This is a genomic window from Acidovorax sp. GW821-FHT10E04 (assembly GCF_059415185.1).
This window is the reverse complement of sequence record NZ_JBWKMT010000008.1, coordinates 101,841-124,242: the sequence shown is the minus strand read 5'-3', so window position 1 is coordinate 124,242 and position 22,402 is coordinate 101,841. Positions and strand designations below refer to the sequence as shown.

The 22,402-nt window shown below is 68.0% G+C and carries 20 protein-coding genes; 10 read left to right on the top strand and 10 right to left on the bottom strand.

The window, feature by feature from the left end:
- Window positions 1–174: 174 nt before the first annotated feature.
- The 6 genes from AC07OC_RS23190 to AC07OC_RS23165 form a co-directional block, all read right to left on the bottom strand.
- Window positions 175–1,905: an ABC transporter substrate-binding protein gene (locus AC07OC_RS23190; RefSeq protein ID WP_218296827.1), complete on the bottom strand. Its 1,731-nt coding sequence runs from the start codon at window positions 1,903–1,905 to the stop codon at window positions 175–177.
- Window positions 1,906–2,019: 114 nt separating this feature from the next.
- Window positions 2,020–2,328: a DUF2160 domain-containing protein gene (locus AC07OC_RS23185; protein ID WP_218296826.1), complete on the bottom strand. Its 309-nt coding sequence runs from the start codon at window positions 2,326–2,328 to the stop codon at window positions 2,020–2,022.
- A gap of 12 nt (window positions 2,329–2,340) precedes the next feature.
- The gene (locus AC07OC_RS23180; RefSeq protein WP_218296825.1) at window positions 2,341–3,153 is read right to left on the bottom strand and encodes a carbohydrate ABC transporter permease; all 813 of its coding nucleotides are present in this window, start codon (window positions 3,151–3,153) and stop codon (window positions 2,341–2,343) included.
- Window positions 3,146–4,042: a carbohydrate ABC transporter permease gene (locus AC07OC_RS23175; protein WP_218296824.1), complete on the bottom strand. Its 897-nt coding sequence runs from the start codon at window positions 4,040–4,042 to the stop codon at window positions 3,146–3,148. Before AC07OC_RS23175 ends, AC07OC_RS23180 begins: the two co-directional genes overlap by 8 nt.
- Window positions 4,039–5,115: an ABC transporter ATP-binding protein gene (locus AC07OC_RS23170; RefSeq protein ID WP_218341245.1), complete on the bottom strand. Its 1,077-nt coding sequence runs from the start codon at window positions 5,113–5,115 to the stop codon at window positions 4,039–4,041. The genes AC07OC_RS23175 and AC07OC_RS23170 overlap by 4 nt, the downstream gene beginning before the upstream one ends.
- A gap of 1 nt (window position 5,116) precedes the next feature.
- Entirely contained in the window at window positions 5,117–6,196 is a 1,080-nt protein-coding gene (locus AC07OC_RS23165; RefSeq protein ID WP_218296822.1) for an ABC transporter ATP-binding protein, read from the bottom strand.
- A 190-nt stretch (window positions 6,197–6,386) separates the two neighbouring features.
- Here AC07OC_RS23165 and AC07OC_RS23160 point away from each other — a divergent pair, with 190 nt between their 5' ends.
- Both AC07OC_RS23160 and glpK read left to right on the top strand, forming a co-directional pair.
- Window positions 6,387–7,151, top strand: coding sequence for a DeoR/GlpR family DNA-binding transcription regulator (locus tag AC07OC_RS23160; RefSeq protein WP_218296821.1), 765 nt, complete (start codon window positions 6,387–6,389; stop codon window positions 7,149–7,151).
- A gap of 160 nt (window positions 7,152–7,311) precedes the next feature.
- A complete protein-coding gene (glpK, locus tag AC07OC_RS23155) occupies window positions 7,312–8,805 on the top strand; it encodes a glycerol kinase GlpK (protein ID WP_218341244.1) in 1,494 nt (497 codons plus the stop codon).
- A 15-nt stretch (window positions 8,806–8,820) separates the two neighbouring features.
- Here glpK and AC07OC_RS23150 read toward each other — a convergent pair whose 3' ends face one another.
- Complete coding sequence (locus AC07OC_RS23150; RefSeq protein ID WP_218341243.1) at window positions 8,821–9,540, bottom strand: GntR family transcriptional regulator; 720 nt, start codon at window positions 9,538–9,540, stop codon at window positions 8,821–8,823.
- 94 nt (window positions 9,541–9,634) lie between these two features.
- On the opposite strand from AC07OC_RS23150, the gene AC07OC_RS23145 reads away from it, so the two are divergent.
- From AC07OC_RS23145 to proC, 4 genes are all read left to right on the top strand, one after another.
- Window positions 9,635–11,332 carry a thiamine pyrophosphate-binding protein gene (locus tag AC07OC_RS23145; RefSeq protein WP_218341242.1) on the top strand — a complete coding sequence of 566 codons (1,698 nt, stop codon included), beginning with the start codon at window positions 9,635–9,637 and terminating at the stop codon, window positions 11,330–11,332.
- A gap of 72 nt (window positions 11,333–11,404) precedes the next feature.
- Window positions 11,405–12,382 carry a tripartite tricarboxylate transporter substrate binding protein gene (locus AC07OC_RS23140; protein WP_492807920.1) on the top strand — a complete coding sequence of 326 codons (978 nt, stop codon included), beginning with the start codon at window positions 11,405–11,407 and terminating at the stop codon, window positions 12,380–12,382.
- 17 nt (window positions 12,383–12,399) lie between these two features.
- The gene (locus AC07OC_RS23135; RefSeq protein ID WP_494602345.1) at window positions 12,400–13,224 is read left to right on the top strand and encodes a VOC family protein; all 825 of its coding nucleotides are present in this window, start codon (window positions 12,400–12,402) and stop codon (window positions 13,222–13,224) included.
- Window positions 13,225–13,258: 34 nt separating this feature from the next.
- Window positions 13,259–14,095 (top strand): pyrroline-5-carboxylate reductase, encoded by an 837-nt coding sequence (gene proC, locus AC07OC_RS23130; protein WP_218341239.1) that lies wholly within the window; start codon window positions 13,259–13,261, stop codon window positions 14,093–14,095.
- Between the two features lie 94 nt (window positions 14,096–14,189).
- Here proC and ubiA read toward each other — a convergent pair whose 3' ends face one another.
- Window positions 14,190–15,077, bottom strand: a complete 888-nt coding sequence (gene ubiA / locus AC07OC_RS23125; protein ID WP_492245053.1) for a 4-hydroxybenzoate octaprenyltransferase — start codon at window positions 15,075–15,077, stop codon at window positions 14,190–14,192.
- A 129-nt stretch (window positions 15,078–15,206) separates the two neighbouring features.
- Between ubiA and AC07OC_RS23120 the strand changes: the two genes are divergently transcribed.
- Genes AC07OC_RS23120 through AC07OC_RS23105 form a run of 4 tightly spaced genes read left to right on the top strand, consistent with a single transcriptional unit; the run spans window position 15,207 to window position 21,314 of the window.
- Window positions 15,207–18,659: a response regulator gene (locus AC07OC_RS23120; protein WP_494602343.1), complete on the top strand. Its 3,453-nt coding sequence runs from the start codon at window positions 15,207–15,209 to the stop codon at window positions 18,657–18,659.
- 14 nt (window positions 18,660–18,673) lie between these two features.
- Window positions 18,674–19,513: a CheR family methyltransferase gene (locus AC07OC_RS23115; RefSeq protein WP_494602341.1), complete on the top strand. Its 840-nt coding sequence runs from the start codon at window positions 18,674–18,676 to the stop codon at window positions 19,511–19,513.
- A complete protein-coding gene (locus tag AC07OC_RS23110) occupies window positions 19,510–20,121 on the top strand; it encodes a chemotaxis protein CheB (RefSeq protein ID WP_494602339.1) in 612 nt (203 codons plus the stop codon). The genes AC07OC_RS23115 and AC07OC_RS23110 overlap by 4 nt, the downstream gene beginning before the upstream one ends.
- A 56-nt stretch (window positions 20,122–20,177) precedes the next feature.
- A complete protein-coding gene (locus AC07OC_RS23105; RefSeq protein ID WP_494602428.1) occupies window positions 20,178–21,314 on the top strand; it encodes a hybrid sensor histidine kinase/response regulator in 1,137 nt (378 codons plus the stop codon).
- A 20-nt stretch (window positions 21,315–21,334) separates the two neighbouring features.
- Here AC07OC_RS23105 and AC07OC_RS23100 read toward each other — a convergent pair whose 3' ends face one another.
- Complete coding sequence (locus AC07OC_RS23100; RefSeq protein ID WP_218296811.1) at window positions 21,335–21,703, bottom strand: response regulator; 369 nt, start codon at window positions 21,701–21,703, stop codon at window positions 21,335–21,337.
- A 171-nt stretch (window positions 21,704–21,874) separates the two neighbouring features.
- Window positions 21,875–22,378, bottom strand: coding sequence for a Dps family protein (locus AC07OC_RS23095; protein WP_218296810.1), 504 nt, complete (start codon window positions 22,376–22,378; stop codon window positions 21,875–21,877).
- Window positions 22,379–22,402 lie beyond the last annotated feature (24 nt).

Below are 22,402 nucleotides of genomic sequence, written 5' to 3'. Positions count from 1 at the left end.
ATGGGCGGAACAAGAATTAAGGGTTTACCCTTGAATTCTTGGCACTTCCGGGATGAGAAACCGCCCAAGGGGAAGGAACTCCGGGGGGCGGCATGGAGTAAAAAAGCAGCCAGAGACCTTGTGAGCCCTGGCTGCCGGTGGCATCAGTCGTCAAGAAGCGACCGCCTCAGGGTCTCAACGCGCCTTGCCGTCCTTCCAAGCCTGCAGCAGCGTGCCGTACGCAATCGTCTGGCCCTTCGGCTTCTCATTGGCCAGCTTGGCCCAAGGCGCCTGCTTGTCGCTCAGCCACTTGGCGTTGTCGCTCTTCGGATTGAGCTTGGGGGCGCAATGCGCCATGCCGGCACGTTCCAGACGGGCCATCACCTGGTCCATTTCGTCGGCCAGCGTGTCCATGGCGCCCTGGGGCGTCTTCTCACCTGTGACCGCCTGCGCCACATTCTTCCACCACAGCTGTGCCAGCTTGGGGTAGTCAGGCACGTTGGTACCGGTGGGCGACCATGCCACGCGGGCGGGACTGCGATAGAACTCCACCAGACCACCCAGCTTGGGCGCCATGTCGGTCATGGCCTTGGACTGGATGTCGCTCTCGCGGATCGGGGTCAGGCCCACGATGGTCTTCTTGAGCGACGTGGTCTTGGCCGTCACGAACTGGGCGTAGAGCCAGGCAGCGGCGGTCTTGTTGGCGTCGTGGTCCTTGAAGAAGGTCCAGCTGCCCACGTCCTGGTAGCCGTTCTGCATGCCCTGCTTCCAGTACGGGCCGTTCGGGCCGGGGGCCATGCGCCACTTGGGCGTGCCGTCGGCATTCACCACAGGCAGGCCGGGCTTGGTCATGTCGGCCGTGAAGGCGGTGTACCAGAAGATCTGCTGGGCGATCTGGCCCTGGGCGGGCACGGGGCCGGCTTCGCCGAAGGTCATGCCCGTGGCTTCCTTGGGCGCGTACTTCTTCATCCAGTCCACGTACTTGGTCAGCGCGTAGACCGCAGCAGGCGAGTTGGTAGCGCCGCCACGGGCCACCGAGGCGCCCACGGGCGTGCACTTGTCGTCGGCCACGCGGATGCCCCATTCGTCGATCGGCAGGCCGTTGGGCGCGCCAATGTCCGCCGTACCCGCCATGGACAGCCATGCATCCGTGAAGCGCCAGCCCAGCGAAGGGTCCTTCTTGCCGTAGTCCATGTGGCCATAGATGGGCTTGCCGTCGATGTTCTTCACGTCGTTGGTGAAGAACTCGGCGATGTCCTCATAGGCGCTCCAGTTGAGCGGCACGCCCAGGTCGTAGCCGTACTTGGCCTTGAACTTGTCCTTGATGTCCTTGCGGTCGAACAGGTCGGCGCGGAACCAGTACAGGTTGGCGAACTGCTGGTCGGGCAGCTGGTACATCTTTCCGTCCGGGCCGGTCGTGAACTTGGTACCGATGTAGTCCTTGAGGTCGATGCCGGGGTTGGTGAATTCCTTGCCCGCACCGCCCATGTAGTCGGTCAGGCTCATGATCTTGCCGTAGCGGTAGTGCGTACCGATCAGGTCCGAATCCGAGATCCAGCCGTCATAGATCGACTTGCCGGACTGCATGGAGGTCTGCAGCTTCTCGACCACGTCGCCTTCCTGGATCAGGTCGTGCTTGACCTTGATGCCCGTGATTTCCTCGAACGCCTTGGCCAGCGTCTTGGATTCGTATTCGTGGGTGGTGATGGTTTCAGACACCACCGAGATTTCCTTCACGCCCTTGGCCTGCAGCTTCTTGGCCGCATCGATGAACCACTTCATCTCGGCCATCTGCTGGTCCTTGCTCAGCGTGGAGGGCTGGAACTCGCTGTCAATCCACTTCTTGGCTTCCGCCTCGCCCGCCATGGCGGCCTGGCCCGTCATGACCGCAACTGCCAATGCCAGCGCTGTGTACCGCGTCTTCATAGTGCCTGTCTCCTCATAGTCATCTCCCCTTTTGGATGCAAGGGTCGCCCGGCTCCGGGGAAGGGTTGAGCCGCGCGACGGGAACCAACGGAATGAAAGCTGCCTGCGAACGCGCTACCCCTTGCGCAGGATCAGCGCCAGCAGCGCCATCGACAGCACGAAGCTGATCCAGATCGAAGGATCGCCCTGAAGGCTGAACCACTGGGCCAGCTTGCCGCTGATGCCCACAAAAATCAGATTCACGTAGGCCGCTGACAACAGCCCAATAAACAGCCGATCACCGCGCGTCGTCTCCAGCGGCAAAAAGCCCTTGCGCATCGTCGTGGGCGACTTGATCTCCCACACCGTCATGCCAATCAGCATCAGTACGATGCAAATGAAGAACACCGCCACGGGCAGCGTCCAAGCCATCCACTCAAACATGGCGATATCTCCTCAAACCCGGCCCATCGCGAAACCCTTCGCGATGTAGTGCCGAACAAACCAGATCACGATGGCACCCGGCACGATGGTCAGCACGCCGGCGGCGGCCAGCGTGGCCCAGTCCATGCCGCTCGCGCTCACCGTGCGCGTCATGGTGGCCACGATGGGCTTGGCATTCACGCTGGTCAGCGTGCGCGCCAGCAGCAACTCCACCCAGCTGAACATGAAACAGAAGAACGCCGCCACGCCCACGCCGGCCTTGATCAGCGGCAAGAAGATCGTCATGAAAAACCGCGGAAAGCTGTAGCCATCGATATAGGCCGTCTCGTCGATCTCGCGCGGAATGCCGCTCATGAAGCCTTCCAGGATCCACACCGCCAGCGGCACGTTGAACAAGAGGTGCGCCAGCGCCACGGCAATGTGCGTGTCCATCAGCCCCACGGTGGTGTAGAGCTGGAAGAACGGCAGCAAAAACACGGCCGGCGGCGTCATGCGGTTGGTCAGCAGCCAGAAGAACACATGCTTGTCGCCCAGGAACTGGTAGCGCGAGAACGCATAGGCCGCCGGCAGCGCCACGGTCAGCGATATCGCCGTGTTGATGGCCACGTAGATCAGGCTGTTGATGTAACCCGAGTACCAGGACTCGTCGGTGAAGATGGTCTTGTAGTTGTCCCACGTGAAGTTCTGGGGAAAGAACGAGAACGTCGAGAGGATCTCCGCGTTGGTCTTGAAGCTCATGTTGACCATCCAGTAGATGGGCAGCACGGCGAAGACCAGGTAGGCGATCAGGAACACCGACCGCTTGTGGAAGCGTTTTTCATTCATGGCCGGCTCCTTCGTTGCTGGCGGTGCCCACGCGCTGCATCCAGTTGTAGAGGATGAAGCACAGCAGCAGGATGATGAAGAAATAGATCAGCGAGAACGCTGCAGCGGGGCCCAGGTCGAACTGGCCCACGGCCTTGGTCGTCAGGTACTGGCTCAGGAAGGTGGTGGCATTGCCCGGCCCGCCACCCGTGAGCACGAAGGGCTCGGTGTAGATCATGAAGCTGTCCATGAAGCGCAGCAGCACCGCGATCATGAGCACGCCGCGCATCTTGGGCAGCTGGATGTAGCGGAACACCGCGAACTTGCTGGCACCGTCGATGCGGGCGGCCTGGTAATACGCATCCGGGATGGAGCGCAGGCCGGCGAAGGCGAGCAGCGCCACCAGCGGGGTCCAGTGCCACACGTCCATGAGCAGCACCGTGAGCCATGCATGCGCGGCGTTGCCGGTGTAGCTGTACTCGATGCCCGCCTCCTGCAGCAGGCGCCCCATGAGGCCGATATCCGCGCGGCCATAGATCTGCCAGATGGTGCCCACCACGTTCCAGGGAATCAGCAGCGACAGCGCCACCACCACCAGCACGGCGGACGACTTCCACCCCTGCGCGGGCATGGACAGCGCGAGCAGGATGCCCAGCGGGATCTCCACCGCCAGCACCGCCAGCGAGAACGTGATCTGGCGCCACAGCGCGGCGTGCAACTCCTCGTCGCGCATCACGGCGGCGAACCACTCGGTGCCCACGAACACCCGGCGCTCGGGCGAAATGATGTCCTGCACCGAGTAGTTCACCACCGTCATCAACGGAAGGATGGCCGAGAAAGCCACGCAGATGATGACCGGAAGGATCAGGAACCAGGCCTTCTGGTTCACGGGCTTGGTGGTGGTGCTCATGCCAGCAGCTCCTCGTTTTGATAGAAGCACGTGTGCTCACCGAGCACCTGCAGCCAGACGGCATCCCCCGCGGAAGGCAGCCGTGCTTCCGGGCTGAAGCGCGCCTTGAGCGTGTGCTCACCCACCTTGGCGGTCAGCATCAGGTAGGTACCGATGTCCTGCACCTGCACCACCGTGCAGGGCAACGCACCGGCTTGGCCGGGCTCGGCCAGGGCCAGGTACTCGGGCCGCACGCCCACCTGCAACATACCTTCGGGCAGGGCGCGGTCCACCGGCGCGGCCAGGCGGTGGCCCGCCACCGACAACGCGGCTCCATCGCGCTGGGCGGGCAGGAAGTTCATGCCGGGCGAGCCGATGAAGTGGCCCACAAACACGTGTGCGGGCCGCTCGAACAGCGCGTCGGCCGAGCCCACCTGCACCGCCTTGCCGCGCGTCATCACCACCACCTGGTCGGCAAAGGTCAGTGCCTCGACCTGGTCGTGCGTCACATAGATCAGCGTGAGCTTGAGTTCGTGGTGGATCTGCTTGAGCTTGCGGCGCAGCTGCCACTTGAGGTGCGGGTCGATCACCGTGAGCGGCTCGTCGAACAGCACGGCCGCCACATCGGCGCGCACCAGGCCACGGCCCAGCGATATCTTCTGCTTGGCATCGGCCGCGAGGCCGGCCGCGCGCTGGTTGAGCTGCCCACTCATCTCCAGCATCTCGGCGATCACGCCCACGCGCTGCCTGATCTGGTCTTCGGGCACCTTGCGGTTGCGCAGCGGGAAGGCCAGGTTCTCGGCCACCGTCATGGTGTCGTAGATCACGGGGAACTGGAACACCTGCGCAATGTTGCGCTCCTGCGGGCTGGCGCGCGTCACGTCGCGGCCATCGAACAGCACCTTGCCGTGCGAGGGCACGAGCAGGCCCGACATGATGTTGAGCATGGTGGTCTTGCCACAGCCCGAGGGGCCGAGCAGCGCATAGGCACCGCCGTCCTCGAACTCCATCTTGAGCGGCAGCAGCGCGTAATCGCTGTCCTGCTGCGGGTTGGGCTTGTAAGAATGCGCCAGAGCCAGACTAATGCGAGCCATTTCAGCGCCCTCCCTGGCGCGCGGGCGCCCATGCCAGCCGGCCGTCAGCGCCAAACACATAGGCCTGCGCCGGGTCCAGATGCAGCGTGAGGGGCGTGCCCAGTTCGAAGTAATGCACCCCCGTCAGCTGGGCGACCAGGTCACCCCAGGGCGTCGTGGCGTGCACGAAAGTGTCGGACCCGGAAATCTCGGCCAGTTCCACCACGCCCCCCACGCTGATGTCATCAGGGCGGGCATGTACGCGCAGCGCGCTGGCGCGCACGCCCACGGTGAGCCCCGCGGCCGTGGCCACACCCTGCGGCAGCGGCACGGCCAGCTCCACGCCGCCCTCCAGGCGCACGCCACGCGGGGTTGCCGATGCGGCGATCAGGTTCATGGGCGGATCGCTGAAGGCACGCGCCACGCGCAGCGAGTTGGGCGCATGGAACACCTCCGCCGTCGGGCCGTACTGCAGCAGCTGCCCCTCGTCCAGCACGGCGGTGTAGCCGCCCAGCAGCAGGGCCTCGCCCGGCTCGGTGGTCGCATAGACCACCGTGGACTGGCCGGCAGCAAACAGCTGCGTGAGTTCTTCACGCAGCTCTTCGCGCAGCTTGTAGTCCAGGTTCACCAGGGGTTCGTCCAGCAGCATCAGGGGCGCACCCTTGGCCAGGGCGCGGGCCAGCGCCACGCGCTGCTGTTGCCCGCCCGACAGCTCGGCAGGATAGCGGTCCAGGAACATGTCGATGTGCAGGCGGCTGGCGATCTCGCGCACCCGGGCGTCGATGTTCTTTTCGCCGCGCAGCTTGAGCGGCGATGCAATGTTGGCCGCCACCTTCATCGAGGGGTAGTTGATGAACTGCTGGTACACCATGGCCACGTTGCGGTCGCGCACGGGCATGCCGGTCACATCCACGCCATCGACCGTCACGCGGCCCGCGGTCGGCGTGTCCAGCCCGGCCATGATGCGCATGAGGCTGGTCTTGCCGGCCTGTGTGGCGCCCAGCAGCACCGTCACGGCGCCGCTGTGCAGCGCCAGGCTCATGTCATGGAGCCAGGTCTGCGGACCAACCTTCTTGCTGATGCTGTCCAGTGCCAGCTGCATCACGCAACCTTTCTAATGGGCCCCTGAGGGCCGGGTGGATCTGGCTCCCTGCCGCGCACGCAGCAAAACGCCTCGTTTTCGATTGCGTTCATTTTTGTTCTTTTTTGATCGTATTGAATCAAGGTTTACCCTTAACAGGTTCCTTTTTGTTCGATTTAAAGTATCTCCAATCCTCAGACCACTGATTCGCGTGAATACGAACCCCCGACAACTGCTGCTTCTCGAAGAAGTCCGCGCGCGCAAGTCCGCCACGGTCGAACAACTGGCCGACACGCTGGGCGTGACGCTGCAGACCGTGCGCCGCGATGTGCAGCGCCTGGCCGAGTCCGGCCTGCTCACGCGCTTCCATGGCGGCGTGCGCGTGCCCAGCTCCACGGTGGAGAACCTGGCCCACACCCAGCGCGAGACGCTGCATGCCGAAGGCAAGGCACGCATAGCGCGCGCCGTGGCCGAACAGGTGCCCAACGACTGCTCGCTGATCCTGAACATCGGCACGACCACGGAAGCCATCGCCAAGGCGCTGCTGCACCACCGTGGCCTGCGCGTGATCACCAACAACCTGAACGTGGCTGCCATCCTGAGCGGCAACCCCGAGTGCGAGGTCATCGTGGCCGGCGGCGTGGTGCGCGCGCGCGACCGCGGCATCGTGGGCGAGGCGGCGGTGGACTTCATCCGCCAGTTCAAGGTGGACATCGCGCTCATCGGCATCTCGGGCGTCGAGCCCGACGGCTCGCTGCGCGACTTCGACTACCGCGAGGTGAAGGTGGCGCAAACCATCATCGAGCAGTCGCGCGAGGTCTGGCTGGCGGCCGACCACAGCAAGTTCAACCGCCCGGCCATGGTGCAGCTGGCCACGCTGCAGCAGATCGACCGCCTGTTCACCGATGCGCCACCGCCCGAGCCCTTTCCCGTATTGCTCCAGGACGCCGAGGTCATCTGCACGGTCGCTGCATGACAGAAGGCCCCCCTGAGTCGCCTGCGGCGCCTTCCCCCGGTGGGGGACGACGCCCTCGCTGCGGGGCGGCCCTTGCTCGGCGTCCGCTGGCCTGGGCCGCGCGCTGATCGACCGCCGTGGACACTACGTGGATTCATACATTTCGGAGCCCCTCGTCACCATGACCTACCTGCTCGCCCTCGACCAAGGCACCTCCAGCTCCCGCAGCATCGTTTTTGACGAAGGCGGCCACATCGTGGCGCAGGCGCAGCTGGAGCTGCCGCAGATCTACCCACAGCCCGGCTGGGTCGAGCATGACCCGCTGGAGATCTGGCGCACCCAGCTGGCCACGGCACGCGATGCGCTTGCCAAGGCGGGCATAGCAGCGAGCGCCGTGCGCGCGGTGGGCATCACCAACCAGCGCGAGACCACGGTGCTGTGGAACCGCAGGACCGGCCAGCCCGTGCACCACGCCATCGTTTGGCAGGACCGGCGTGCCGAACCCGCCTGCGCACAGCTGCGCGAACAAGGCCACGCAGCCACCATCCAGGCCAAGACCGGGCTGCTGGTGGACGCCTACTTCTCGGGCACCAAGCTGCAGTGGCTGCTGGACCATGTCCCCGGTGCGCGCGAAGCCGCCGAGCGCGGCGACCTGGCCTTTGGCACGGTGGACAGCTGGCTGATATGGAAACTCACCCATGGCCAGGTGCATGTGACGGACGTGAGCAACGCCTCGCGCACCATGCTCTTCAATGTGCACACCAACCAGTGGGACGACGAGCTGCTGGCGCTGCTGCGCATTCCCAGGGCGCTGATGCCCGCAGTGCTGCCGTCGAGCGCCCACTTTGGCGACATCGCCCCCGACCTGCTGGGCCACTCCATCCGCATCGGCGGCGTGGCGGGCGACCAGCAAAGCGCGCTGTTCGGCCAGGCCTGCTTCACGGCCGGCATGGCCAAGAACACCTACGGCACCGGCTGCTTCATGCTGATGCACACGGGCGGCGTGTTCCAGACCAGCCAGAACGGCCTGCTCACCACCAGCGCGGCGCAGGCAGGCACGGCGCCCGAATACGCCATGGAGGGCAGTGTCTTCGTGGGCGGCGCCGTGGTGCAGTGGCTGCGCGACGGCCTGCGCGCCATCTCCACCAGCAACGAGGTCGAGTCGCTGGCGCAGAGCGTGCCCGACTCGGGCGGCGTGATGATGGTGCCCGCCTTCACGGGCCTGGGCGCCCCGTACTGGAAGCCCGATTCGCGCGGCACCATCACGGGCCTCACGCGCGGCACCACGCTGGGCCACATCGCCCGCGCGGCGCTGGAAAGCATCGCCTACCAGAGCGCCGCCCTGCTCCTGGCCATGAGCCGCGATGCCGTGGTCGCCGGCGGCGCACCGGTCAGCGAGCTGCGCGTGGACGGCGGCGCCTGCATCAACGACCTGCTGATGCAGTTCCAGGCCGACCTGCTGGGCATCCCGGTGGTGCGCCCGGCCGTCATCGAAACCACGGCCCTCGGTGCGGCCTATCTGGCGGGGCTGTCGAGCGGCGTGTACCGCAGCACGGACGAACTCTCGCAGCTGTGGCGCGCCGACCGCCGCTTCGTTCCCACGCTGGGCAGCGCGCGCGCGCAGGAGCTGATGGCGAACTGGGAACACGCCGTGCGGCAGACCACGGCCGCATAGGCAGGCTCACCGCCTTCAGGCCGCGGGCGGCATGGCCCCGGGCGGCTGCGCCTGCTCCTGCGGCAGGTAGATGCGCGCCAGCCCCCGCGTGATCGCGTCCACGATCTGGTCGCGCCGCAATGCGATGTGCGCGGACAGCAGACGCTCGCTCAGGGCCGGGTCCCGCGCGCGCAGGGCTTGCAGGATGTCCTGGTGCTCATGCTGGGTGGAATCGCGCCCGACGTTTTCCATGTCAATCCAGCGGATGAACCGGATGCGTTCATTGAGGCTCAGCAGCATGCGCCGCAATTCGGAATTGCCCGCCATGTCCGCGATGCGCATGTGAAAACCCTCGTCCAGCTCCACCAGCCGCTGCACCGCAGCCGCGGCGGGAACGCGCCGGCTCTCCTCCAGGTAGGCACGGGCCTCTTCCACCTCGGCGTCCGTTGCCCGCTCGATCGCCAGCCGCATGCATTCGCGCTCGATCGCCACGCGCGCTTCATACAGGTCCAGCGTTTCCTGCACGTCGAGCGGGCGGCGCATGTAGCCCCGCGTGGCCGGCTGCAGGAACCCTTCCGTCACCAGCCGTCCCAGGGCCTCGCGCACGGGCGTGCGGCTCACGCCCAAGCGCTCGGCCAGCTCGATTTCGCTCAGGCGCTCTCCGGGTTTGAACTGGTAGGCAATCGCCATGTGCCGCAGCGTGTTGTAGACGCTGGAACCTCTCTCGCGGCGAATCTTGGCAATGGGGGCTGTCATGGGGGTGTATTGTGCACGCGCTCTTTCAGAATTCATTTAAGTATACTTAAATGAATTCTCGCGAATCACCCCAACCCGACGAAGGCCCTCCGACATGACGACCCCTTTCAATGGCGCCGATGCGATGGTGCGCATGCTGCAGCACAACGGCGTGAAGCACATCTTCGGCCTGTGCGGCGACACCAGCCTGCCGTTCTATGACGCTCTGGCGCGCCTGGACCACGGCATCGACCACATCCTCACCCGCGACGAGCGCAGCGCCGGCTACATGGCCGACGCCTACGCCCGCGTGACCGGCAAGGTGGGTGTGTGCGAGGGCCCCAGCGGCGGGGGCGCCACCTACCTGCTGCCCGGGCTGGTGGAGGCCAACGAGTCCTCCGTGGCGGTGCTGGGCATCACCTCGGATGTGTCGGTGGGCGCGCGCGGCAAGTTCCCGCTGACCGAACTCGACCAGCAGGCGCTCTACCGCCCCCTGACCAAATGGAACACCACCATCGACCGGGTGGACCAGATTCCGCATGCCGTGCGCAGTGCTTTCCGTGCCATGACCACGGGCCGCCCCGGCGCGGCCCACATCTGCCTGCCCTACGACGTGCAAAAACATGCCATCGACCCCGCGGAGGTGTGGGCGCAGCCAGGGCATGGCCAGTTTCCCGCCCACCGCTCGGCACCCGACCCCGCGGCGGTGGACGAGGCCGCCGACCGCCTCGTGGCGGCCACGTCGCCCGTGCTCATCTGCGGCGGCGGCGTGGTGATCGCTGGCGCCAGCGCGGCGCTCGACGCCCTGGCCAGGCTGCTCAACGCGCCGGTCTGCACCAGCGTGAGCGGCCAGGGCAGCCTGGCCGACACGCACCCGCTGAACGCGGGCGTGGTCGGCACCAATGGCGGGATCGATGCCACCCGCGCCGTGGTGGCGCAGGCCGACCTCGTCCTGTTCATTGGCGCGCGCGCGGGCTCCACCACCACCGAGCACTGGCAGATGCCGTCCCGCAAGGTCACCATCCTGCACCTTGACGTGGATGCGATGACCATCGGCACCAACTACCGCACCGACGTGGCGCTGGTCGGGGATGCCCTGCTCGGCCTGCAGGCGCTGCACGCCGCGGTGCAGGCGCGCATCGGGCGCCGCCCCGCCCACGCGGCCGATGGCAGGGCGCTGGCCGGCGAGGCACGCGCCCGCAAGCAGGCCTTCTTCGCACCGCTGGCGGCATCGCTGGACCGCCCCATCAAGCCCGAGCGCGTGGTGGACGTGCTCAACCGGCTGCTGCCGCCCCGCGCCATCGTGGTGGCCGACCCCGGCACGCCCTGCCCCTACTTCACCGCCTACTTCAACGCACCGCAATCAGGGCGCCACTTCATCACCAACCGGGCGCACGGCGCGCTCGGTTTCGCCATGTCGGCCGGCGTGGGCGCGGCGTTCGGGCAGCCGGACTCGGTGGTGGTTTCCGTCATGGGCGACGGCAGCTTCGGCTTCACCTGCGGGGAGCTGGAGACCATCGTGCGCCGCAACGTGCCCCTGAAGATGATCGTGTTCTCCAATGCGGTCTATGGCTGGATCAAGGCCAGCCAGAAAACCGGCTACGACGGGCGCTACTTCTCCGTGGACTTCAACCGCACCCACCATGCGCGCGTGGCCGAGGCCTTCGGCGTGAAGGCCTGGCAGGTGGAGGACCCCGCCGACCTCGAGGGCGCCATCAGGGCGGCCCTCCTGCACGACGGCCCGGCGCTGGTCGATGTGGTCTCGCAGGAACTGCAGGACACGGCCGTGCCCGTGAGCCAGTGGATGGGCTGAGGCCCGCCCCCCGGCATGTCCTCGGGCGCCAGCCTTGGCGCCCGCCGCTGATTCACTTGAAGAGGAGTTTCCATGACCCGCACCGCGTCCCGCCGCCAGATCCTGGCGGCCGCCCTTGCATCCGCCCTGGGGCTGGGCGGCCCCGCGCTGGCCAGCAACGATGCCAACCTCAAGCTGGTGATCACCTTTCCACCGGGGGGCAGCACCGACATCGCGGCGCGCATCCTGCAGCCCCGCCTGGCCGAGAAGGCGGGCCGCCCGGTGGTCGTGGAGAACCGGCCCGGCGCGGCCAGCCAGATCGCCACGCAGTACGTGGCCAAGTCGGCCCCGGACGGCAACACCGTGCTGGTGAGCTTCGACACCCACGCCATCAACCCCATCGCCAAGCCCCGGCTGCCCTACGACACCTTCAAGGATTTCGCGGGCGTCTCGCTGGCGCTGCGGTTTCCGCTGGTGATCGGCGCCGCCGCCTCCGTGCCGGCCAAGGACCTGCGCGGCTTTCTCGACCTGGCCGCCAAGGCGCCCGGCAAATACAGTTACGCATCCACCGGCCTCGGCTCGATGAACCACCTGGTGATGGAGGACATCAAGCGCCGCTCCGGCACCTTCGTGCTGCATGTGCCCTTTGGCGGCGGCGGCCCCGCCGTCCAGGCGGTGCTGGGCGACGTGGCCAGCCTGACCTTGCTCAGCTATGCGGCGCTGCGCGGCCAGATCGCCGCGGGCAAGATCAAGCCGCTGGCCGTGACGGGCGCCCGGCGCCTGCCCGAACTGCCCGACGTGCCCACCGTGGCCGAATCGGGATTCCCCGGCTTCGAGGCCTATTCCTGGATCGGGCTGTTCGTGCCCGCCGCGACACCGGCCGCCACGGTGCACCAGCTGACCGAGGACTTCCAGGCCACCCTGCAGACGCCCGACATCAAGGCCAGGCTCACGCAGGCGGGCTTTGAAGTCGTCGCCAGCGACGGGCCGGGCCTGGAGCGCCACGTGCGCGAGGAATATGAGCGCTGGGGCAAATTCGTGCGCGAAACCCGGTTGAAGCTGGACGAATGACCATGGAGCCCCACGCCATGCCCTTCGCCCTGGACCACATCGTCATCGCCGTGGCCGACCTGCAAGCCGCCATCGCCGACTATCGCGCCCTGGGCCTGCAGGTGCTTCCCGGCGGGCAGCACCCGGGGCGCACCTCGCACAACGCCCTGGTGGTGTTTGCGGACGGCGCCTACCTGGAACTCATCGCATGGCGGGCCCCGGCCCCCGAAGAGCGCTGGTACCGCACGCTGCGCGACCATGGCGAAGGCCTGGTGGACTTCGCGCTGCGTGCGCCGGACACCGTGCAGGCGCTGGCGGACGCACGCGCGCGCGGGCTCGGCACCCTGACCGGCCCGGTCGACGGCGGCCGGCTGCGGCCCGACGGCGCGCAGCTTCGCTGGCAGACCGCGCGCCACGCCACGCCGGACGTTCCCTTCCTGTGCGGCGACATCACCCCCCGGGCCCTGCGCGTGCCCGAAGGCGCCGCCCGCGTCCACCCCAACGGCGCAGAGGGCGCTGCGGCGCTGACGGTGGCCGTGCACGACCTGGATGCCACCCTGGCGCGCTACCAGGCCCTGCTGGGCGCGCAGGCGCAGGCCGCCACCCTGGCCAGCGCAGGCGGAATCCGCACCGCGCGGCTCCCGCTGGGCAGCACGCTGCTGTGGCTGCAGAGCCCCGAGCGCGCGGCCAGCGCCCCCGGCGCGGCAGAACCGCCCGCCGCCCAGGCGCTGCGCGAGCGGCTGGCCTCGCGCGGCGAAGGGCCCTGCGCGCTGGTCCTTCGCCGCCGCGCTGGCACGCTCCCGCCCGGCACCGCGGCCACCCACGGCGTCGCGCTCCAATGGCTGGCCGCCGAGATTCCCTAAACTGCCAGCTTTTGATTCCCTCCGCCTGCCCGACATGAACACCACCGCCGCTCCCACCTCCCTGCCCATCATCGCCTTCATCGGCGGTGGCAACATGGCCAGCGCCATCATTGGCGGGCTGATCCACCAGGGCCACCCCGCCCGCGACATCGAAGTGGTCGAGCCCTGGCCCGAAGCGCGCGAGGCGCTGCGCAAGAACTACGGGATCGAGGCCCAGCCCGAAGCCGGCCCCGCCCTGCAGCGCGCCCGCATCGTGGTCTGGGCCGTCAAGCCCCAGACCTTCAAGGACGCGGCCGCCCAGGCCCGGGCCCACACGCAGGACGCGCTGCACCTGAGCGTGGCCGCCGGCATCCGCTCGGACAGCATCGCCCAATGGCTGGGCACCGAACGCATCGTGCGCACCATGCCCAACACGCCGGCGCTGGTGGGCAAGGGCATGAGCGCGCTGTATGCCCGCCCCGCCGTGGACGCGGCCGCCCGCGTGCAGGTCGAGTCCATCATGGCGTCCACCGGGGAATTCCTGTGGGTGGAAAGCGAAAAGCAGCTCGACGCGGTCACGGCGCTGTCGGGTTCGGGCCCGGCGTATGTCTTTTACTTCCTGGAAGCCATGACCCGCGCGGGCGTCGGCATGGGGCTGTCGCAGCAGCAGGCGCACCAGCTGGCCGTGGGCACGTTCGTGGGCGCATCGGAGCTGGCGCGCCGCTCCGACGAGCCGCCCGCCGTGCTGCGCCAGCGCGTCACCTCCAAAGGCGGCACCACCTACGCGGCGCTGCAGTCCATGGAGGCCGCGGGCATGGGCGCGAGCTTCGAGGCCGCCATGCGCGCCGCCGAGCAGCGGGCGCTTGAACTGGGCGATGAATTCGGCGGCTAAGCCCCGAGGCGCTGCCCTGGCCGGGGCCATGCCGTCCGCGGCCAGCGGGTACCGCGCAGCCCCGTGACAGGCGGAGACACCGTCTGCAAACGGGTCAATGGGCCGCCAGCTGGCGCAGCAGATAGCTGCCGGCGATCCCCGCGAACACCGTGGCGCCGAGCCAGTGGTTGACCCGGAAGGCCTTGAAGCACCCCTCGCGGGTGCGGTGGCGGATCAGGCGCCAATGCCACAGCACCTGCACGAGCGCACCGGCTATTGCTATGCAAAACATAGCACCTAGCGCATACCGATCAAGCGCTACAGCCCAAATGGACAGGAAGAGCAGATAGAACGCCACGATGGCCGCCACGTCCAGGCGGCCCAGCGTGATGGCCGAGGTCTTGATGCCGATCCGCAGGTCGTCGTCGCGGTCCACCATGGCGTATTCGGTGTCGTAGGCCAGCACCCAGAACAGGTTGCCCAGCCACATCCACCAGGCCACGGCAGGCACCGCGCCCTGCACCGCGGCGAACGCGATCACGATGCCGAAATTGAACGCGATGCCCAGCACCGCCTGCGGCATGGAGATCACGCGCTTGGAGAACGGGTAGGCGATGGCCACCAGCAGCGCGGGCACCGACCAGGCGATGGCCGCGGCGTTGGTGGTGAGCACCAGGCCGAACGCCAGCAGCGCCAGCACCGCGCCCAGGGCCAGGGCTTCCTTCACGCCCACGGCGCCCGTGGTGACCGGGCGCTGCGCCGTGCGCTTGACATGCCTGTCGAAGTCGCGGTCGGCCACGTCGTTCACGCAGCAGCCCGCGCTGCGCATGAGGATGGTGCCCAGCACGAACACCGCCAGCAGGTGCCAGCCCGGAAACCCGTCCGCCGCGATCCACAGCGCGCTGAGCGTGGGCCACAGGCATACCAGCCAGCCGGCGGGGCGGTCCCAGCGGATGAGGTCAAGGTACAGGGCGAAGCGGCTGCGCAAAGATACGGACGGCATGCGGGCTGAGCGGAAAAGGACGGTGGAAACCCGCCGGACACGCGGGCGCACCGAATGTAGCAGGGAGGGTACGGGCAGCCCGAAGAACCGGTAAAGTCTCCCGTTCCCTTCCACTACGGACCAGCCCGCATGCCCCGATCATCGAGCCCCCAGGCCGCCACGCGCTTTGCCATCCCCCGCACGCTGCTGGCGGGTTTCGTGGTGGCGGCCCTGGCCACGCTGGTCATCGCTCTGGTCAATTTCCGCGCCTCCGAACTGCGCGCCGACGCGGTCGATGCGATGGACCGGACCACCCTGGCGATGCGCCAGCTCAATCTGCTGAGTTCGGCCCTCAAGGACGCGGAGACGGGCCAGCGGGGCTACCTGCTGACGGGCGAAGCCCCCTACCTGCAGCCCTACCAGCTCGCGCTCACCGCGGTGGAGCGGCAGATGTCCGCCCTGAAGGCCAGCACGGCGGACAACCCCGTGCAGCGGCGGCTGGTGGTGCAGATCGATGACCTGGCCCAGCAAAAGCTGCGCGAGCTGAACGAAACCATCGAGCTGCGCAAGGCCGGCAATGCCGACGGCGCGATGGCGCTCGTGCGCACCGATGCCGGCAAGAACCTCATGGACCGCGTGCGCGACCTGGCCGCCGACCTGTTCACGCTGCAAAGCCAGCAGCTGGAAGCCCGCCGCCAGCAGTGGGTGGATGCCGCCACGGCCTCCGCCTACTACTCGTGGGGCGGCTCGCTGGTGCTGCTGGTGCTGATCTGTGTCTCCGCCGCGCTGACCGCGCGCGAATACCGCGCCAAGGCCCTGCAGTCCTGGGTGGCGGCGGGCCTCACCGGCCTGGGCCAGCGCATCCAGGGCGACCACCGGCTCGAGGACATCGGCGAGCTGGCCCTGGAATACCTGGCCACCTACCTCAAGGCCTCCGTCGGCGCGGGCTATGCGGCCAATGGCCACGGCAGCTTCGCGCTGTTTGGCGGCTATGCCCTGCCGCGCGAACGCCTGGAGCAGAAGCTCCTCGCGGGCGAGGGCCTCGTCGGGCAGGCCGTGCGCTCGCGCCAGCTGCTGCATGTGCGCGATGTGCCGCCGGGCCACCTGCAGGTCGCCTCGGGCACCGGGCAGTCCGGCCCGGCCGAGCTGCTGGTGGCGCCCGCAGTGGAAAACGGCGAAGTCTTCGCCGTGATCGAGCTGGGCTTCTACCGGCCGGTGGGCGAGGCCGAGCGCGACCTGATGGAGCGCGCCTCGGAGATGCTGGCCGTGGCCATCCGCTCGGGCATCGACCGCACGCGCCTTGAATCCCTGCTGGAAGAAACCCAGCGCCAGTCCGAGGAGCTGCAGATGCAGCAGGAAGAGCTGCGGGTCAACAACGAGGAGCTGGAGCAGCAAAGCCGCGTGCTGCAGGAATCGCAGGCGCAGATGGAAGTGCAGCAGACCGAGCTGGAGCAGACCAACGCGCACCTGGAAGAGCAGACCCAGCAGCTCGAGCACCAGCGCGAACAGCTCCTGCGCGCCCAGAGCGCGCTGACCGACAAGGCCCGCGAGCTGGAACTGTCGAGCCAGTACAAGAGCGAATTCCTGGCCAACATGAGCCATGAGCTGCGCACGCCCCTCAACTCCACGCTGATCCTGGCCAAGCTGCTGTCGGACAACAAGCCCGGCAACCTCAGCGGCGACCAGGTGAAGTACGCGCAGACCATCTACGCGGCCGGCAACGACCTGCTGGCGCTCATCAATGACATCCTGGATCTGTCCAAGATCGAGGCGGGCCAGGCCACCGTGACCGTGGAGCCGGTTTCCATCGCACGGGCCGTGCAGGCACTGGTGGACCCGCTGCGCCCGCTGGCCCAGGAAAGGGGCCTGGCGCTCAACGCCACCGTGGCCCCGGACGTGCCCGCGACCATGGACACCGACCCCCTGCGCCTGGGACAGGTGCTCAAGAACCTGCTGTCGAATGCGATCAAGTTCACCGAGCAGGGCTCGGTGGCGCTGCACGTGTCCCGCAACCCCGGCGACACGCTGTCGTTCGTGGTCAAGGACACCGGCATCGGCATTCCCGCGCACCAGCAGGAACTGATCTTCGAAGCCTTCCGCCAGGCCGATGGCAGCACCCACCGCAAGTACGGCGGCACGGGCCTGGGCCTGTCGATCTCACGCGACCTGGCGCAGCTGCTGGGCGGGCACATCACCGTGGAAAGCACGCCCGGCCAGGGCAGCGTGTTCACGCTGGTCCTTCCCCTGCAGCTGGAAGCGGCCATGCCGGTGGCGCCCCTCCTGCCCGCGAGCGTGCGCGCGGAGTCCGCCCCGCCCGCCGATGCGCCCGCGCGGCTGCCCGTCGCGGCGCCGCAGGACGCCCCGCCCCCTCCGGGCACCCGCGCGGGCCCGGCGCCACTGCCGCGCGCCGGTGCGCGCAGCATTCTCATCATCGAGGACGACGAACGCTTTGCGCACATCCTGCGCGACCTGGCCCAGGAAATGGGCTTCGAGTGCGCCGTGGCCCTGAACGCCGCCGACGGCATGCTGGCTGCCACGCAGAGCCTGCCCAGCGCCATCGTGCTGGACGTGAACCTGCCGGACTTCTCGGGACTGGGCGTGCTCGACCAGCTCAAGCGCAACCCGGCCACGCGCCACATTCCCGTGCACGTGGTGTCGGTGGCCGACTATTCGCAGGAAGCCATGGGCCGGGGCGCCGTGGGCTACGCGCTCAAGCCGGTCAAGCGCGAGGAACTGGTGCATGCGCTGGAGCGCCTGGAGGCCAAGTTCACCCAGAACATGCACCGCGTGCTGGTGGTCGAAGACGACGAGCGCCAGCGGGAAAGCGTGCGCCACCTGCTCAGCCGCGATGGCGTGGAGATCGTCTGCGCCGGCACCGCCGCCGCCGCCCTCGAACACCTGCGCGGCGCGACCTTCGACTGCATGGTGATGGACCTGAACCTGCCCGACCTGAACGGCTACGAGCTGCTGCAGCAGATGACCGAGCAGGACGGCGTGTCGTTCCCGCCCGTCATCGTGTACACCGGCAGGGCGCTGTCGCGCGACGAGGAACAGCTGCTGCGGCGCTTCTCCAAGTCCATCATCATCAAGGACGCCCGCTCGCCCGAGCGACTGCTGGACGAAGTCACGCTGTTCCTGCACCAGGTGGAGTCCGAGCTGTCCGCCGAACACCGCCAGATGCTGCAGGTGGCCCGCAACCGGGACACGGCCCTGGAAGGGCGCACCGTGCTCGTGGTGGAGGACGACGTGCGCAACGTGTTCGCGCTCTCCAGCATCCTCGAGCCCTCGGGCATCCGCGTGGAGATCGCCCGCAACGGCCGCGAGGCGCTGGACGCCCTGGCCCGCGCCGACAGCGGCGCAAGCGCCCATGCCATCGACCTCGTGCTCATGGACATCATGATGCCGGAGATGGACGGCTACACCGCCATGCGCGAGATTCGCGCCCGCCCGGAATGGCGGCGCCTGCCCATCATCGCGCTCACCGCCAAGGCCATGAAGGACGACCAGGAAAAATGCCTGGCGGCCGGAGCCAACGACTACATCGCCAAGCCGCTCGACGTGGAAAAGCTGCTGTCGCTGGTGCGGGTCTGGATGCCCAAGTAACCCGGCAGCGCACCATGCCCCACCGCAAGAAGGCACGCACGGCGGACATCGAGCAGCGCCTGCTGATCGATGCGATCTACCACCGCTACCACTACGATTTCAGGGGCTATGCGCAGGCGTCCCTCAAGCGGCGATTGAACACGGCCCTGCTGCAGTTCCAGTGCCAGACGCTGTCGCAGCTGCAGGACCGCGTGCTGCACGAGCCCGCGGTGTTCCCGGCACTGCTCGAGTACCTCACGGTGCAGGTCAGCGACATGTTCCGCGACCCAAGCTACTTCCTGTCGCTGCGCAACGAGGTGGTGCCCCTGCTGCGCACCTACCCGTCGCTCAAGGTCTGGGTGGCGGGCTGCAGCGCGGGCGAGGAGGTGTATTCGCTGGCCATCCTGCTGCACGAGGAAGGCCTGCTCGAGCGCACGCTGATCTACGCCACCGACATCAACCCCCATGCGCTGCATGCCGCCGAGGCCGGCGTGTTCGACGTGGCCCGTGTCGCGTCCTTCACCGAGAACCATGCCCGCTCGGGCGCGCGCAGCTCCCTGTCGGACTACTACTCGGCCCACTACGGGCGGGCGGTGTTCGACAAGTCGCTCAAGGAGCACATGGTGTTCTCGGACCACAGCCTGGCCACCGACAGCGTGTTCGCCGAGATGCACCTGGTCTCCTGCCGCAACGTGCTCATCTACTTCGAGCGCGAACTGCAGAACCGGGCGCTGGGGCTGTTCCGCGATGCGCTGTGCCACCGGGGCTTCCTGGGCCTGGGCTCCAAGGAGTCGCTGCGGTTCTCCGGCCAGGCGGATGCCTTTGACGACCTCGTGCCCGAGGACCGCATCTACCGCAAGAAGGCGGGCCTGTGACGCGGCCACGACACCCGCCAGCCGAGCACCTGGAGGGCTACGACGCCATCGTGGTGGGCGGGTCCTCCGGCGGCATCGATGCGCTCATGCAGGTGCTGCCCGCGCTGCCCGCCAGCCTGCGCGCCGCGGTGCTGATCGTGCTGCACCTGCCCCGCGACCGGCGCAGCCTGCTGGCGGAGATCTTCCGGCAACGCTGCGCGCTCCCCCTGCACGAAGCGCAGGACAAGCAGTCCATCGCCCCGGGCGCGGTGTACTTCGCGCCGCCGGACTACCACCTGCTGGTGGATGCGGGGCCGGGCATCGCGCTGTCCGTGGACGCGCCCGTGCATTTCTCGCGCCCCTCGATCGACGTGCTCTTCGAATCCGCGGCCGACCAGTATGGCGGCCGCCTGGTGGGCATCCTGCTCTCGGGCGCCAACGAGGACGGGGCCCACGGCCTGCGGTCCATCCGCGCCGCGGGCGGGCTGGCCATCGTCCAGGAACCCGCCAGCGCGGCCATGCCCACCATGCCGCAGGCCGCGCTGGCCTGCACCGAGGCCCACCACGTCCTGCCCCCCAAAGGCATTGCCGATCTGATCGCAGACCTGCACCGCCAGCGCCTGCTGTGATGCACCGCGCCCTTACCCACCCCGACGCCCACATCCTCTCCCCGCACGCGAAGACCATGCCACACACCGACCGCATCAAATGCCTGCTCGTCGATGACATTCCTGAAAACCTGATCGCGCTGGAAGCGCTGCTCCAGCGCGACGGCCTCGACATCCTGAAGGCCCAGTCCGGCCCGCAGGCACTGGAGCTGCTGCTCGCCCACGGGGACGTGGCGCTGGCCCTGCTCGATGTGCAGATGCCGGAGATGAATGGCTTCGAGCTGGCCGAACTGATCCGCGGCAGCGAGCGCACGCGCCATATTCCGCTGATCTTCATGACCGCCGGATCCCGCGAGCAGAACTGGCAGTTCCGGGGCTACGAAAGCGGTGCGGTGGACTTTCTGTACAAGCCCATCGAACCGCACGTGCTCACCAGCAAGGCCAACGTGTTCTTCGAGCTGCACCGGCGCAAGCAGGCCCTGGCCCACGAACTGAAGGAGCGCACGGCGGCGCTGCGCATCAACGAGATGTTCATGGCGGTGCTGAGCCACGACCTGCGCACGCCCCTGATGTCGATCACGGCGGCCGCCACGGTGCTCAAGCGCCAGCCCGATGCCGAGAAGGTGGGCGCGATGGCCGACCGGGTGCTCAGCAGCAGCCAGCGCATGGGCCGGATGATCGAAGACCTGCTGGACGTCACCCGCATACGCCACGCGGGCGGGCTGGCCCTGCAGCTGGGCCCCGTCGGCATGCAGGCCGTGGTGCAGCGCGCGCTGGACGAGGTGCAGACCGGGTTCCCGGCCCACCGCATCGAGTCCACGCTGGCGGGGGACCTGGCCGGGGTCTGGGACGCCGAGCGCATGTGCCAGGTGATGACCAACCTGGTGGGCAATGCCATCCACCACGGCGATCCCGCACAACCCGTGCGCATCGCGGTGGACGGAACCCAGGCGGGGAGCGTGTCGGTCTCGGTGGCCAACGGGGGCGTGATACCGCCAGGCCTGCTGCCCCATCTTTTCGACCCGTTCCACGGACGGGAAAGAGAGCCGGGACGCCACCAGGGGCTGGGGCTGGGACTGTTCATCGCGCACCAGATCGTTCACGCGCACTCGGGGAACATCGAGGTGTGCTCACAGGACGCAAGCACCTCTTTTCGCGTGACCCTGCCCCGGGTCTCGCCTGCGCCCGGCGATCGCAAGGCATCGCCGGCCTGAGCCGGCACGGCGGTGGCGCGTCAGGCGACGGGGCGCGCCACGGCCTCGCGGATGGAACTCAGCAGCTGCTCCAGGTCCTCCAGGTCGAAGGGCTTGAGCAAGGTCCGAACATTGGGGCCCCAGGCGCCGGGATAGTGGCCCAGTTCATAGCCCGAGCACAGGACCACCCAGCGTTGCGGGTCCTGGGCCAGCAGCCGGCGCGCGAGATCCGTCCCCGAAATGCCGGGCAGGCTCACGTCCGAGACCAGCAGGTCGTAGGACTGCAGGGCATCAAGCTCCAGGGCTTCTTCGGCCGTGGCGCACGAAGTCACCGTCTGGCCTTCGCCCTCCATCAGCATGCCAATGGTCTCGCGCAGTTCGGCGTTGTCTTCCACGTAGAGGATTCGCATACATCACAGATTTTCTTGTCCTCCATGCCCCTGACGTCGCCCCACGGCAGCAGGCGGCATGCCCAAGCCCGGATCATCCACACAAGCCAGGCGGCCCCCTGTAGGACAACACGCACTTCCGTCCCCTGGGGCGCACGCGGGCGCCACCCCGCGTCCAGGGCTGCGGTGCGGCTACTCCTCCAGCAGCGAGCGCAACATCCACGCCGTCTGCTCGTGCACCGTCAGGCGCTGCGTCAGCAGGTCCGCCGTGGGCTCGTCGCTGGCCTTGTCCGCCAGCGGGAACAGGCTGCGGGCGGTGCGGGCCACGGCCTCGTGGCCTTCGACCAGCACACGCACCATATCGAGCGCCTTGGGCGGCTTGGCGGGCGCGTCGGGCACCGTGGCGAGCTTGCCGAACTCGGCGTACGAGCCGGGCGCCACATGGCCCAGCGAGCGGATGCGCTCGGCGATCGGGTCCACCGCGTTCCACAGTTCGGTGTACTGCGCCATGAACATGGTGTGCAGCGTGTTGAACATGGGGCCCGTCACGTTCCAGTGGAAGTTGTGCGTGGTCAGGTACAGCGTGTAGGTGTCGGCCAGCAGGCGCGAGAGGCCTTGCGCGATCGCGGCGCGGTCCTTGTCGCTGATGCCGATGTTGATGCTGGGGGCTGCGGTGGTCTTGGGGGCCTTGGCCATGGGAAGCTCCTTCGTTGGAATGGG

Excerpts from the sequence above, each read along its gene's own strand:
- AC07OC_RS23105 (WP_494602428.1), top strand. The coding sequence starts at position 20,178 with ATGCCACACACCGACCGCATCAAATGCCTGCTCGTCGATGACATTCCT.
- AC07OC_RS23135 (WP_494602345.1), top strand. The coding sequence starts at position 12,400 with ATGCCCTTCGCCCTGGACCACATCGTCATCGCCGTGGCCGACCTGCAA.
- AC07OC_RS23185 (WP_218296826.1), bottom strand. The coding sequence starts at position 2,328 with ATGTTTGAGTGGATGGCTTGGACGCTGCCCGTGGCGGTGTTCTTCATT.
- AC07OC_RS23150 (WP_218341243.1), bottom strand. The coding sequence starts at position 9,540 with ATGACAGCCCCCATTGCCAAGATTCGCCGCGAGAGAGGTTCCAGCGTC.
- AC07OC_RS23120 (WP_494602343.1), top strand. The coding sequence starts at position 15,207 with ATGCCCCGATCATCGAGCCCCCAGGCCGCCACGCGCTTTGCCATCCCC.
- AC07OC_RS23175 (WP_218296824.1), bottom strand. The coding sequence starts at position 4,042 with ATGAGCACCACCACCAAGCCCGTGAACCAGAAGGCCTGGTTCCTGATC.
- AC07OC_RS23170 (WP_218341245.1), bottom strand. The coding sequence starts at position 5,115 with ATGGCTCGCATTAGTCTGGCTCTGGCGCATTCTTACAAGCCCAACCCG.
- ubiA (WP_492245053.1), bottom strand. The coding sequence starts at position 15,077 with ATGCCGTCCGTATCTTTGCGCAGCCGCTTCGCCCTGTACCTTGACCTC.
- proC (WP_218341239.1), top strand. The coding sequence starts at position 13,259 with ATGAACACCACCGCCGCTCCCACCTCCCTGCCCATCATCGCCTTCATC.
- AC07OC_RS23100 (WP_218296811.1), bottom strand. The coding sequence starts at position 21,703 with ATGCGAATCCTCTACGTGGAAGACAACGCCGAACTGCGCGAGACCATT.
- AC07OC_RS23165 (WP_218296822.1), bottom strand. The coding sequence starts at position 6,196 with ATGCAGCTGGCACTGGACAGCATCAGCAAGAAGGTTGGTCCGCAGACC.
- AC07OC_RS23140 (WP_492807920.1), top strand. The coding sequence starts at position 11,405 with ATGACCCGCACCGCGTCCCGCCGCCAGATCCTGGCGGCCGCCCTTGCA.
- glpK (WP_218341244.1), top strand. The coding sequence starts at position 7,312 with ATGACCTACCTGCTCGCCCTCGACCAAGGCACCTCCAGCTCCCGCAGC.
- AC07OC_RS23190 (WP_218296827.1), bottom strand. The coding sequence starts at position 1,905 with ATGAAGACGCGGTACACAGCGCTGGCATTGGCAGTTGCGGTCATGACG.
- AC07OC_RS23145 (WP_218341242.1), top strand. The coding sequence starts at position 9,635 with ATGACGACCCCTTTCAATGGCGCCGATGCGATGGTGCGCATGCTGCAG.
- AC07OC_RS23095 (WP_218296810.1), bottom strand. The coding sequence starts at position 22,378 with ATGGCCAAGGCCCCCAAGACCACCGCAGCCCCCAGCATCAACATCGGC.
- AC07OC_RS23115 (WP_494602341.1), top strand. The coding sequence starts at position 18,674 with ATGCCCCACCGCAAGAAGGCACGCACGGCGGACATCGAGCAGCGCCTG.
- AC07OC_RS23180 (WP_218296825.1), bottom strand. The coding sequence starts at position 3,153 with ATGAATGAAAAACGCTTCCACAAGCGGTCGGTGTTCCTGATCGCCTAC.